The 12,979-nt window shown below is 60.1% G+C and carries 11 protein-coding genes; 9 read left to right on the top strand and 2 right to left on the bottom strand.

Annotated features, from left to right (window positions below):
• Positions 1-86 precede the first annotated feature (86 nt).
• Genes FJ320_05755 through pyrE form a run of 4 tightly spaced genes read left to right on the top strand, consistent with a single transcriptional unit; the run spans position 87 to position 2,775 of the window.
• Complete coding sequence (locus FJ320_05755) at positions 87-344, top strand: hypothetical protein (protein MBM3925479.1); 258 nt, start codon at positions 87-89, stop codon at positions 342-344.
• A complete protein-coding gene (gene obgE, locus FJ320_05760) occupies positions 341-1,603 on the top strand; it encodes a GTPase ObgE (GenBank protein MBM3925480.1) in 1,263 nt (420 codons plus the stop codon). The genes FJ320_05755 and obgE overlap by 4 nt, the downstream gene beginning before the upstream one ends.
• A gap of 1 nt (position 1,604) precedes the next feature.
• Positions 1,605-2,222, top strand: a complete 618-nt coding sequence (locus FJ320_05765; protein ID MBM3925481.1) for a nicotinate-nucleotide adenylyltransferase — start codon at positions 1,605-1,607, stop codon at positions 2,220-2,222.
• On the top strand, positions 2,215-2,775 hold the full coding sequence (gene pyrE, locus FJ320_05770) for an orotate phosphoribosyltransferase (protein MBM3925482.1): 561 nt from the start codon (positions 2,215-2,217) through the stop codon (positions 2,773-2,775). Before FJ320_05765 ends, pyrE begins: the two co-directional genes overlap by 8 nt.
• A gap of 270 nt (positions 2,776-3,045) precedes the next feature.
• Here pyrE and FJ320_05775 read toward each other — a convergent pair whose 3' ends face one another.
• Both FJ320_05775 and gyrB read right to left on the bottom strand, forming a co-directional pair.
• Positions 3,046-3,717 carry a hypothetical protein gene (locus tag FJ320_05775; GenBank protein ID MBM3925483.1) on the bottom strand — a complete coding sequence of 224 codons (672 nt, stop codon included), beginning with the start codon at positions 3,715-3,717 and terminating at the stop codon, positions 3,046-3,048.
• Positions 3,718-4,080: 363 nt separating this feature from the next.
• On the bottom strand, positions 4,081-6,027 hold the full coding sequence (gene gyrB, locus FJ320_05780; GenBank protein MBM3925484.1) for a DNA topoisomerase (ATP-hydrolyzing) subunit B: 1,947 nt from the start codon (positions 6,025-6,027) through the stop codon (positions 4,081-4,083).
• 589 nt (positions 6,028-6,616) lie between these two features.
• On the opposite strand from gyrB, the gene hutU reads away from it, so the two are divergent.
• The 5 genes from hutU to FJ320_05805 all read left to right on the top strand — a co-directional run bounded on the left by hutU (position 6,617) and on the right by FJ320_05805 (position 12,746).
• Entirely contained in the window at positions 6,617-8,281 is a 1,665-nt protein-coding gene (gene hutU / locus FJ320_05785; GenBank protein MBM3925485.1) for a urocanate hydratase, read from the top strand.
• A 229-nt stretch (positions 8,282-8,510) separates the two neighbouring features.
• Positions 8,511-10,136 carry a histidine ammonia-lyase gene (locus FJ320_05790; protein ID MBM3925486.1) on the top strand — a complete coding sequence of 542 codons (1,626 nt, stop codon included), beginning with the start codon at positions 8,511-8,513 and terminating at the stop codon, positions 10,134-10,136.
• A gap of 95 nt (positions 10,137-10,231) precedes the next feature.
• Positions 10,232-10,480, top strand: coding sequence for a hypothetical protein (locus FJ320_05795; protein ID MBM3925487.1), 249 nt, complete (start codon positions 10,232-10,234; stop codon positions 10,478-10,480).
• Positions 10,481-10,682: 202 nt separating this feature from the next.
• Positions 10,683-11,459 carry an enoyl-CoA hydratase/isomerase family protein gene (locus FJ320_05800; GenBank protein ID MBM3925488.1) on the top strand — a complete coding sequence of 259 codons (777 nt, stop codon included), beginning with the start codon at positions 10,683-10,685 and terminating at the stop codon, positions 11,457-11,459.
• Between the two features lie 222 nt (positions 11,460-11,681).
• Positions 11,682-12,746, top strand: coding sequence for a 2-dehydropantoate 2-reductase (locus tag FJ320_05805; protein ID MBM3925489.1), 1,065 nt, complete (start codon positions 11,682-11,684; stop codon positions 12,744-12,746).
• Positions 12,747-12,979: the final 233 nt, after the last annotated feature.

Below are 12,979 nucleotides of genomic sequence, written 5' to 3' on the forward strand. Positions count from 1 at the left end.
TCGAGCAGCGTACGGCCGTTCGCTCAGGATGACAATTCTCTTTTTATTGACCACGCTTAGTATGCTTTCGGACGTTTAGGAGATCTGTGGGTAACTTCACTGAATCGCGTGGAGATGTTCTCTATTACAACGGGACAAAGGGTTGGTCTAGGTTGACAGATAACACACGAATTGGCGGCGGGGCGGAAGGGCGGCAGTTTTCAACATCGGCTACGATTCTAGAGAGAGTAGATGGTGCTAGAATTGAGGTGTTATCCACAATCCCGCCAGGAGAGCTCAGATTCAGAGAGGAAGTTATCAAGGTCATTATTATTACGACTGTTATTAGATATGAATACATATGATAGATAAAGCAAGGATACGGGTATCATCAGGAAAGGGAGGGAACGGGAGCGTCAGCTTTCGGAGAGAGAAGTTTGTGCCGAAGGGGGGGCCGGATGGAGGGGAAGGAGGAGAGGGCGGCAGTGTGTATATTCGTGGAGATGCGTCGTTAAACACGCTTATCGATTTCAGATACAGGTCTATTTATAAAGCGGGGGATGGGGGGCATGGGCGCGGGCAGAATAAGACGGGGGCGCATGGAGCGGACCTGACGATTCGGGTGCCCATAGGGACAGTTGTATCGGTGTTGGAGGAGGGAATAGAGAGGCCAGCGCTGGATGTGCTGGATGAGGAGCGTGTTCTGCTGGTGAGGGGCGGGAAGGGCGGTCGAGGGAATATAAGGTTTGCGACGTCAGTGAACCAAACGCCGATGCTGGCGGAAGCGGGGGAGGATGGGCAGGAGTTCGAGCTGACGCTGGAGCTGAAGCTGCTGGCGGACGTGGGAATAGTGGGGATGCCGAACGCGGGGAAGTCGACGCTGATTGGGGTGTGCTCTGCGGCCAAACCTAAGATAGCGGACTACCCGTTCACCACGCTGGAGCCGGTGCTGGGGGTGGCGGAATATAAAGGGATGAGATTCCTGCTGATGGAAGTGCCCGGGCTTATTGAGGGCGCGCACACGGGGACGGGGCTTGGCCACGATTTCCTTCGACACGCGGAGCGGACGCGGCTGCTGTGGCATCTGGTGGACGGGTCGGCGCCGGATGTGGAGGGACGAGTCGACGTTATCAACCAGGAGCTGCAACACTTTGGGTCGGAGCTGGCTGAGAAGCCGCAGATTTTGGTCGTCAATAAGATGGACACTGCGGAAGCCCAAGAGTCTTTAGAAAGCGTAAAAAGAGTGGTAGAGTCTCTGGGCGTCAGGGCGTTCTATATATCGGCGGCGGGACGACAGGGGTTGGAGCCGCTGCTGGCCCACACGGCGGAGGCGCTGGCGTCGATGCCGAGGGCGCTGGCAGGGGAGACGGCGCTACGGGGGGAACTGCCGCTCCGGAGACCGCCAAAAGGGGCAGCCGAGGTGCATAAGGAGGCGGGCACTTTCGTAGTCGATTCGCCCAGGGCGATTCGGCTGGCGGCGATGGCGAATATGAGGGACAGGTGGGCGCGGCTGCAATTGTGGAAGGAGATGGAGAAGATGGGAGTAGTGGAGGCGCTAGAGAGGGCGGGGGTGAAGGAGGGCGACACGGTGAGGGTAGGCTTGATAGAGATGGAGTGGCAATAGAGTGAAGATAGGCATATTGGGCGGCACCTTCGACCCCATCCACCTGGGGCATTTGATTGTGGCGGAGGAGGCGAGGGTGAGGCTGGGGCTGGAGGAGGTGCTGTTTGTGCCGACGGGGAAGCCGTGGATGAAGGAAGGGACGCCGGTGTCGGAGGCGAAGCACAGGCTGAACATGGCGCGGCTGGCGATATCGACCAACCCGTTCTTTAGACTGTCGGCGATGGAGATAGAGAGGCCGGGGCCGTCGTATACCGTCGACACGCTGACAGTGCTGAGGGAAGAGTATGGGCCGGAGGCGGAGATGTTCTTTATCCTGGGGGTGGACTCGCTGGCGGGGTTCCACGAGTGGAAGGAGCCGCGGCGCATACTGGAGATGGCGACGCTGGTGGCAGTGACCCGGCCCGGGTACGAGGTGCCGCAAACGAAGGTGTTTAACGGCGCGCTGGGAGGGATGGAGAACCGGCTAAAGACGCTGGATGGGGTGAGGGTGGAGATCAGCGGTCGGGACCTGAGGAGGCGGGTGAAGGAGGGGCTTTCGATCCGGTACAGAGTATGCAGCCCGGTGGGGAAGTATATTTATGACCACGGACTATATTTAGACCGAGTAAAAAATGAGTAAAGTCGTCGAGCGGCTGCTGGAAAGGGCGCTGGAATTGGAGGCGCTGAAGTATGGAGACTTTACATTGTCGTCAGGGAAGAAGAGCAGTTATTACTTCGATGGGAGGCGGCTGACGCTGGACCCGGAGGGTAGCTGGCTGGTGGGGCAGGCGGTGTTCGGGCTGCTGAAGGGGACGGGGGTGGAGGCCATTGGTGGGCTGACGCTGGGGGCGGACCCGATGGTGGCGGCGGTGGCGATGACGAGCCACCAGTCGGGGCAGCCGATAAGCGGGTTCATTGTTAGGAAGGAGGCGAAGGCGCACGGGACGAGGCAGGGGATAGAGGGGCCGCTGCGGCAGGGAAGTCGAGTGGCGATTGTGGATGATGTATGCACGACAGGAGGGTCTATATTTCAGGCTATCGCGGCGGCGGAGGGGTACGGGTGCAAGGTGGCGATGACAGCGGCGATTCTGGACCGGCGGGAGGGGGGGAGCGAGGAGCTGGCGCGTCGGGGGTATAAGTTCACGTCGCTGCTGGCGGCGACGGCGGAGGGGAAGGTGGGGGTGGTGGGGTAGGGGGGAGGGGTCAGATGGGAGGCCGGCTCTGTGCATAGATCCTTCGCGGGGCTCAGGATGACAATTCTATTTTTGCTACCTACCCCCGGAATGTTTAGCTGACGTCTCAGGGAAGGCATGGTAAGTGGGACGGGACGTGATGGTTGCAGATGTGTCGTTGAGGTTTCTCGACTACCCTCGAAATGACGTATCACCTTACCCCACCAAAACAGATGTGATAAAAAGGGCGCCTCTGAACAAGAGGCGCCCTTTTTGGCGAGATGGGGGAGGTTAGGCGTTGGCGCGGGAGTGGTCCCAGTCGGGGAGGGCCATGTAGCCTTCCAGGGGGACTTTGACTTTTAGGGGGAGGCCCTGGGCTTCTTTGAGTCGCTGGAGGTTGTAGAGGTGGGTTATGACTTCAAAGTAGAGGTGCCGGAAGGTAGCTTCCAGGGACATGTAGGTAAAGCCGGCCTGTGTGGGATGCCATCGGACGCCGGTAGGGTGGGCTTTGGCGAACTGTTTCCAGTGGGGGGGAGTGTCGGGACGGGGGACTTCCTTGTCGCGGAGGGATTTTAGGGTCTCGCGCTCCAGGATGTGCTGGGCGAGGTCCAGGCCGTCGTGGAGCTTTTTGAGGAGGTGTTTCATGGTGGGGTATTTCTTTTCGTCCAGCCACCAGCCGTTGGGGGACTTTTCGTAGTCGGCCCAGTCGCCCAGGCTGGCGTAGCCTTCCGGGAAGAGGACGGGGCCCCATCGGCGGAGGAGCCAGCCGGGGAGGAAGGAGCCCATGTGGGAGACCTGGGTACGGATGCTCCAGTCGGCCCAGCCCCATTTGTCGGAGCGCCAGTCGAGCTGCTGGTCGGAGAGGCCTTGGACCTCTTTGGCGACCATATCGTAGAGTTTGGCGAACTGGGGGAAGACTTTGGTGCCGGGGGTATCGGGAGAAAGGGGTTTGGTGGTTGCCATAGGGGATACCTCTAGGGAAGGAGTTTTGGGAGGGGCCGATAGGTGGGCCTCCCCCTCCCGACTTGCATCGGGATTTCGTGGATTATCATAGGTGATAGGTACTCAAGATTATATAAAAGGCCGTGGGGGAGATTATAGGGGGTTTTGGGGAGGAGGGACAGGAAGGGGGAGGAACGGCTGCGTCGGAGTACCGACTTCTCTCAGGATGACAGGCCTCGCCTATTAACCACTCATTATATGCTGGCTGACGCATTAGGGAGCGCCCGGACGCCAGATGAGGCGTAATGGTGGCGGGTGGGACGTTGAGGTTTCTCGACTACGCTCGAAATGACATTTTACCCCTACTAACCACCCATCGGGGGGTTAGACGTCTAGCTCTTTGACGGAGCGGGCGTGGGCCTGGATGAAGTCTTTGCGGGGGGCGACTTCATCGCCCATGAGGGTGGAGAAGATCTTGTCGGTCTCGGCCATAGCGGCGCCTTCTTCCACCTTGACCTGGAGCATGGAGCGGCGCGTGGGGTCCATGGTGGTCTCCCATAGCTGCTCAGGGTTCATTTCGCCCAAGCCTTTGTAGCGCTGGAGGTTGACGCTGCGCTTGCCGTTGGTGGTCTTGAGGATGCGGTCTTTATCGGCCTCGGTGAAGGCGTAGTTGACCTCTTTGCCGGCCTGGACGCGGTAGAGAGGGGGCTGGGCGATGTAGAGGTAGCCGCCCTTGATCAGCTCAGGCATGCGTCGGAAGAAGAAGGTGAGGAGGAGGGTGCGGATGTGGGAGCCGTCCACGTCGGCGTCCGTCATGATGATGACCTTGTGGTAGCGGAGCTTTTCGGGGCGGAAGGTCTCGCCGTCGTAGGCACCGAGGGCGACGATAAGGGCGCGGATTTCTTCGTGCAAGAGAACTTTGTCTTCGGCGGCCTTTTCGACGTTGAGGATTTTGCCTTTGATGGGTAGGATGGCCTGGAACTTGCGGTCTCGGCCCATTTTGGCGGAGCCGCCGGCGGACTCACCCTCGACGATAAAGACCTCGGAAAGCTCGGGGTTGCGCTCCTGGCAGTCGGCGAGCTTGCCGGGGAGGGAGCTGCCGTCCAGGGCGTTCTTGCGGAGGACGAGCTCGCGGGCCTTACGGGCGGCCTCGCGGGCTTTCTGGGAGGTGACGCACTTATCCATGACGCGGCGAGCGTCGATGGGATGTTCCTCAAGCCACTGGACAAGGCCGTCGGCGACGGCGGACTCGACGATGCCCTTAATATCGGCATTGCCGAGCTTGGTCTTGGTCTGGCCTTCGAACTGGGGGTCGGTGAGCTTGACGCTGATGACGGCGGTGAGGCCCTCTCGAACGTCCTCGCCGGAGAGGTTGGCCTGGTCTTCCTTGAGGAGCTTTTGCTTGCGGCCATAGTCGTTGATGGCGCGGGTGAGGGCGCCACGGAAGCCGGTGAGGTGACTGCCGCCCTCCTCAGTGTGGATGCAGTTGGCGAAGGAGAGGCAGGTCTCGTGATAGCTATCGTTGTATTGAATGGCCGCGTCGACGATGGTGGAGCCGACGGTCTTGGAGACGTAGAAGGGGTCAGGGTTGAGGACCTGGCGGCCATGGTTCAGGTTTTTGACGAAGTCTCGGATGCCGCCTTCAAAGTAGAAGGAGCGCTCGACATCACCCTGGCGCTGCTGGGAGTGGAAGAGGCTGACGAACTTGATTCGCAGGCCCTGGTTGAGGTAGGCGGCCTGCTTGAAGTGCTCGACGAGCATGTCGAAGTCGTAATTGAACTCTTTGAAGATTAGAGTGTCAGGCTTGAAAGTGACCTTAGTGCCGGTGCCGGGCTCGGACTGGCCGGGCTGACGGGTAATAGGGGTAAGAGCCTTGCCGCGGGAGAATTCGACACGGTGGGTGGCGCCGTCGCGGCGGACCTCAGCTTTGAGGCTTTCGGAGAGGGCGTTGACGACGGAGGCACCGACGCCGTGGAGGCCGCCAGAGACTTTGTAGGCACCGGAGCCGAATTTGCCGCCAGCGTGGAGGGTGGTAAATACCGTCTCCATGGCGGACTTTTTGGTGGTGGGGTGGAGATCTACGGGGATGCCGCGGCCGTCGTCACTGACGGTGACGGAGCCGTCCTCATTGATTGTCACTTCGACATGGGTGCAGAAGCCGGCCATAGCCTCGTCGACAGCGTTGTCGACGATTTCATAGATGAGGTGGTGAAGGCCGCGCTGGTCGGTGTTGCCGATGTACATACCGGGTCGGCGCCGGACGGCCTCCAGGCCTTCCAGGACGACGATGTCCTTGGCGGTGTAGGTAGCCGCACTTGTATCAGTGGCCATAAAATTCTTGAGCCTCTTCGATTGAAGTTAGGTGGGGCAAAAAACAAGGGCGCAAGCCCTTTAGTTATGTCTATAAATTATACCATTTTGTACGTAGGTACGCACGTTTTTTGAGGGTTAAAAAGGGGAAATTCCTTTGTTTGAGGGCTGGTGGGCAGGGTGTCTCAGCCTAGCAGCAGGCCTTGTTCTTGATAGACGCCAACTTTGTAGCGGTATGGGATACCATCCCCTTGCCCCTTTCCCGACTGCATCGGGACTGAGTACAGCCTGCTGGAAGGAGAAGGGAAAATAAGGGACCACAACCCCCTTCTTCGGCATACTCAGGACAGCGTCGAACTCCCCCTTCGTCCCTCGGGGGGTACTCGGGACAGGCTCTTCCAGGCCGAAGGGGGAGAACCTGAGGAGACCACCTCGTGAAAGCGCCCGAGGCTGCGATCACAACGAGAGAGGAATAGCTTTTGAGGTTGGGGAGTGAGTGCTAAACTTTCGTTAAGCTGCAAGGAATAGGGATATACGACGAATAGACGCTTCCAAAGAGGCAATTGAGGCTTAAAGTGCAGGTGGATGAGTAAAAGAAGGAGGAGTCTAGATGAAGGCATCGGTGATAAAGGCTTCTCGGGGGACGGAGATTTCATGTAAGGGGTGGGAGCAGGAAGCCGCGTTGCGGATGCTGATGAACAACTTGGACCCGGAGGTGGCGGAGAGGCCGGAGGAGCTGGTGGTGTACGGGGGAAGGGGGAAGGCGGCGCGGGACTGGGAGTCGTTTCATGCCATTGTGAGGTGTTTGAGGGAGCTGGAGGGGGACGAGACGCTGCTGGTGCAGTCGGGGAAGCCGGTGGGGGTGTTTCGCACACACAAGGATGCGCCGCGGGTGCTGCTGGCGAACTCCAATCTGGTGCCGAAGTGGGCGACGCAGGAGGTGTTCGATTCGCTGGAGCGGCGGGGGCTGATGATGTACGGGCAGATGACGGCGGGAAGCTGGGTATATATCGGCAGCCAGGGCATCGTGCAGGGGACGTATGAGACCTTTGGCGTGGCGGCGAGGAAACATTTTGGGGGGAGCCTGAAGGGGCGGCTGGTGGTGACGGCGGGGCTGGGAGGCATGGGAGGGGCGCAGCCGCTGTCGGTGACGATGAACGACGGGGTGGCGCTGGTTGTCGAGGTAGACGAGGGGAGGATTAAGCGCAGGATTGAGACGGGGTACCTGGATGAATGGACGAAAGATTTGAACGAGGCGTTATCCAGGGCGGAGGCGGCGAAGCGGGCAGGGCGGGCGGTGTCGATTGGGGTACTGGGGAACGCGGTGGATGTGCTGGGGGCGATGCTGGAGAAGGGGATCGTGCCGGATATTATCACCGACCAGACGCCGGCCCACGACCCGCAGTCGTACATACCGAAGGGGTTGTCGGTGGGAGAGGCAGAGGCGTTGAGGAAGAAGGACCCGTCACGGTATATGGAGATGGCGGGTCGGTCTATGGCGGAGCACGTGAAGGCGATACTGGAGTTCAAGCGTAGGGGGAGCGTCGCGTTTGATTATGGGAACAACCTGAGGCAGCGAGCATATGATTTTGGGGTGGAGGACGCGTTCTCGTACCCGGGGTTTGTGCCGGAGTATATACGCCCGCTGTTTTGCGAGGGGAAGGGGCCGTTCCGGTGGGTAGCGCTATCGGGGGAGGCTAAGGACATTTTTGCCATCGACGAGATGGTAGTGAGAGAGTTCGGGCCGACGAACCCGGGGCTGGAGCGGTGGATCCGGCTGGCGCAGGAGCGGATCAAGTTCCAAGGGCTGCCAGCGCGGATATGCTGGCTGGGGTATGGAGATAGGGCAAGGTTCGGGAAGCTGGTAAATCGGATGGTGGCTAGCGGGAGGCTTCAGGCGCCGATTGTTATCGGGAGAGACCACCTGGACGGGGGATCGGTGGCGTCGCCGAACCGGGAGACGGAGGGGATGAGGGATGGGACGGACGCGGTGGCGGACTGGCCTTTGCTGAACGCTTTGATTAACGCGGTGGGGGGCGCGACTTGGGTGAGTATTCATTCGGGAGGGGGAGTAGGAATAGGACATTCGATACATGCGGGGCAGGTGATTTTGGCGGATGGGTCGAGGGCGGCGGGTCGTCGGCTGGATAGGGTGCTGACGACGGACCCGGGGACGGCGATTATTCGGCATGTGGACGCGGGGTATGAGGAGGCGGAGGAGGCGGCGAGGAGGCATGGGGTGAGGGTGCCGATGAGGCAGTATGGGAAGCGATGAGAAGTCCATACCCCCTTCCCACGCTGGTGGTAGGTGGCATTGATAAAGGGTCGTAGTGCTGGTGTTTCACCCTCTCTTCTATTCTCCCCCATCAAGGGGGAGAAGGTAAAACGGGTAGGTTTAGATGTTAGCGCGTCGACGGATAGTGGAGCCTTGGTAGAGACGACGGTCATTTAAAGCCGAGGCGGTATATATGAACTCTATAGGCCGGAATGTGGGTAAGGCCGATATGTTGGCGAAGAAGAGATTGTCTGATGGTGGGGTTGTGGGGGTGAGCGGGGAGGGGCTGACGGTGGGGGATGTGGTGCGGGTGGGAAGGGAGGGAGGAAGGGTGGCGCTGGGGGATGGAGTGAGACGGCGGATGGGGGAGTCTCGGGAGGTGGTGAGGAGGATTGTGGAGGAGGGGAGGGTGGTATATGGGGTGACGACGGGGTTTGGGGACCTGTCGACTAAATTTATTTCGCCTGAAGAGACGAGGAAGCTGCAGAGGAATTTGGTGCGGTCACATGCGGTGGGAACGGGGCCGATGTTTCCCACGGAAGTGGTTAGAGGCGTGATGCTGCTATCGGCCAACAAGCTGGCGAAGGGGCTGTCCGGGGTAGCGCCGGCGATAGCCGAGATGCTGGTGGAGTGCCTAAACAAGGGCATACACCCGCTGGTGCCGAGCCAGGGCAGCGTGGGGGCGAGCGGGGACCTGGCGCCGCTGGCGCATGTGGCGCAGGTGCTTATTGGGGAGGGGGAGGTAGATCCTTCGACTACGTCCGAGTACGGACTTCCCCATTCGGCTTCGCTCAGGGCTAAAGGCTCACCAGGACTCGCTTCGCTCGGGTCCCCTCCCGGCGCACAAGCGGTGTCCGGTGCGGAGGCGCTGTCAAAGAGAGGACTGAAGCCGCTGGAGCTGGGGCCGAAGGAGGGACTGGCGCTGTTGAATGGGACGGAGGTATCGACGGCGCTGGGGGCTTTTGCGGTGCACGACGCGTGGTCGCTGCTGCACGGGGCTGTCGCGGCGGGGGCGATGAGCCTGGAGGCGCTGAAGGGGAGCGACAAGCCGTTTGATGCGAGGCTGCAGGAGGTGCGGCCGCATGAGGGGCAGGGGTACGTCGCCAGGCAGCTGCGGCACTTGCTGAGGGAAAGCGAGACAACGGTGTCGCACCCGTGGACGCACAAGATACAGGACCCGTACAGCCTGCGGTGCATGCCGCAAGTGATGGGGGCGTCCTACGACGCGATACGGCACTGCTGGTCGGTGGTGGAGAGGGAGATGAACTCGGCCACGGACAACCCGCTGGTGTTCGGAGGGGAGGTGCTGTCGGGGGGCAACTTCCACGCCCAGCCCATCGCGCTGGCGATGGGCTATTTGAAGATAGCGGCGTGTGAGATAGCGAGCCTGTCGGAGCGGAGGACGTATTTGCTGCTGGACGCCAGCCGGAGCGGGCTGCCGCAGTTTTTGGCGAAGAACCCGGGGGTAGAGTCGGGGCTGATGATAGCGCAGAACCTGGCAGCGGCGCTGGTGTCGGAGAACAAGGGGCTGTCGCACCCGGCGAGCGTGGACTCGATACCGACGTCGGCGGGGATGGAGGACCACGTGAGCATGGCGCCGATAGCGGGGCGGCAGGCTTTGCAGATCATCGACAACGCGATGCGGGTGGTGGCGGTGGAGCTGCTGGCGGCGTCGCAGGGGTTATACCTGTCGGAGCACCCGAGGCCAGGGAGGGGCGTGGAGGAGGCGGTGGCGATGGTGCGTCGGGTGGCGACACCGCTGGAGGGGGACCGAAGCGTGTCGGGGGATGTGGTGCGGCTGGCGGGGCTGGTGAGGGAGGGGAGGTTTATGGGGATGATGGCAAATGGCGGTTGAAATACAGGACTAATAATATTGATGCTACTTTAATAAGTCAGGTCGTTTATTGAGGATTGATTGTGGGTCTTTGGGATAAAATCTTGTCCATCCGTTTGAAACTGAGGGATCTTCTAACATTGATTTTGTACATTGACGTTAGCAAGATTGATAAGGCAAGAAGGAAGAAGCTACGGCGAATAACTACAGGTGTTGTTCTCATTGCGATTAGTGGAGTGGTTCTAATAGTCATGGTGTTAAAAGAAAATGCCAGTGTAGGAGCCATGATTTTTGTTGGATTAATGATGTTAGCGTTTAGTGTTGTTGGGGTTCGATTAGGCTACAAGATCATTCCTGATGAATAGCTATATGCACGATGGAGCGGGCGGTGATTGAGGCTGGGTAGTTGGGGAAGGGCGAGGCGACCTCGTCCCTACATTCAGAAGAGTCGCAATGAAGCATATGGCAGAGCGTGGCAGCGGCCGCGGCGATTGGATTCTTCGCTTCTCTTAGAAAACATCAGTGAATTTGCCACCAGATTTTACCTAGCCTAGAATAGCCGCCATTATGAATGAGGCTGTTTTGTACAGGCGGGAGGGGCCGGTGGCGGTGATAACGCTGAACCGGCCTGAGGCGCTGAACGCGATAAATCGTCAGCTTAAGGAGGGGCTGGCGTCGGCGCTGCGGAGGCTGGATGAGGATACGGAGGCGCTGGTGGGGATTGTGACGGGGTCGGGGAGGGCGTTTTGCGCGGGGCGGGACCTGAAGGAGCGGGCGGCGGATAACGCGGCGGGGGTCCAGCCTAAGTCAACGGACAGTCTGCTACCGGACAGCCCGCATATGTGGCGCCGGCCGGCGAAGCCGCTTATCGCGGCGATAAACGGGTTTGCGCTGGCGGGCGGGTGGGCGATAGCGCAGTTATGCGACCTGCGGGTGGCGTCGTCGGAGGCGAAGCTGGGTATAACGGAGGCGAGGGTGGGACTGCTGCCGCCCTTCGCGGCGTCGCTGCCGAAAACGATGCCGCTGGCGCAGGTGCTAGAGCTGGTGTGGACGGCGGAGGCGGTGCCGGCGCAGCGGGCGTACGAAATGGGGTTTGTGAACTGTGTGGTGGAGCCGTCGAGGGTGATGGAAGAGGCGATGTCGCTGGCGCTGAAGGTGGCGGAGAATGCGCCGCTGTCGGTGCGGTATTTCAAGGAGATGGCGTACGCGGGGTTGGAGATGGATGATGTGGGGCTGGCGTCGCTTATACACGCGAGGTATGAGTCGCTTCTGGGGTCGGAGGACGCGGTGGAGGGGCCGAGGGCGTTTGTGGAGAAGCGAAAGCCGCGATGGAAGGGGAGGTGAGGGAGGCAGGCCAGGGGAGCACCCTGCCGCCCTGCCCACGCCAATGGCAGGTGGCAATGATAAAGTGACGTGTCCACAGGGTTTACCCCTCACCTTCCCGATTAGCATCGGGATTTCAAGATTGTATGGAATTAAGGTGTTCAATAGTCCTCTTCCACAAGGGGAGAGGAAAGAAAAGGTGGGAAGCTACCGAGAATTTGCTTCGAACGATGTCAGGACTAAATGGATGGTGATGAAATGGAAAAGATAGGGATATTTGGGGCGGGGGCAGTGGGATGTTATCTGGGGGCGTTTATGACCCGGGAGGGGGAGGATGTGACGCTGATTGATATGTGGCCGGAGAATGTGGAGACGATTAAGGCCAAGGGCATCAAGGTGTCGGGGAGCCAGGGGCCGTTTTCAGTGCAGCCCAAGATTTTGCACATGCACCAAGCGCAGTCGATTAAGGAGCAGTTCGACATCGCGTTTATCGCGATGAAGTCTTACGATACGCTGTGGGCGGCGCAGTTCATGGAGCCGTATGTGAAGCCGGAGGGGTTCGCGGTGTCGTCGCAGAACAGCATCAACGACCTGACGGTGGCGTCGGTGTTTGGACACGCCCGGACGGTAGGTTGCGTGATGTCGAAGATAGAGGTGGGACTGTTTGAGCCGGGGCACGTGACGCGGGGCGGGTCGCCGGGGCGGGACCACGGACATGACGTGTTCAGGGTGGGGGAGTTGAACGGGGTGATAACGCCTCGTGTGCTGAGGGTGGTGGAGATGGTAAGCAGCGTCGATGGGGCCAGGACGACGACGAACCTGTGGGGAGAGCGGTGGAGCAAGCTGGCGGCCAACTGCCAGAGCAATCCGACGGGGGCTATGTCGGGGCTGGGGTCGCAGGGGATGGCGGCGTCGGAGGAGGCGCGTCGGCTGCGGATGCTTATCACTCGAGAGGTAGTGCAGGTGGGGCAGGCGCTGGACTATTCGCTGGTGCCGATACTGGGTGTGCCGCCTGAGACGTGGCTTAAGATTGACGACGGATCGGTGTATGAGGAGCTGGACGCGAAGATGCAGGAGGCGGGGAAGGTGGACTGGCACGCGTCCATGGCGCAGGACGTGATGAAGGGTCGGAGGACGGAGGCAGACTACATGAACGGGTTGGTGTCTAGAAGGGGAAGAGAGGCAGGGGTGGCGACGCCGGTGAACGACGCGGTGGTGGAGGTCATGCACGAGGTGGAGTCGAAAAAGCGGAAGGTGGGGCCGGAGAATATATCGAGGGTGCTGAAGAAGGCGGAAGTGAAGGGGTAGGGGTAGGGAATGGGCGCGACGACCGCGCCCCTACATAAGAGGGATGTAGGCGAGGATGGGACGTGGCTGCAGTCACGTTGATTAGATTCTTCGACTGCGTCCGAGTACCGACTTCGCTCAGCAACCGTCTTTAGAGTTAGGCATAAATCACCTTAGGAGAAAGATGCCAAGGGGTCTTATGTTTGAGCATAGCGTTGAGGATGGTAAGGAGCTTGCGCATGCAGGCCACCAGG

Source organism: SAR202 cluster bacterium (assembly GCA_016872285.1).
In the GTDB taxonomy this organism is placed as follows: domain Bacteria; phylum Chloroflexota; class Dehalococcoidia; order Lucifugimonadales.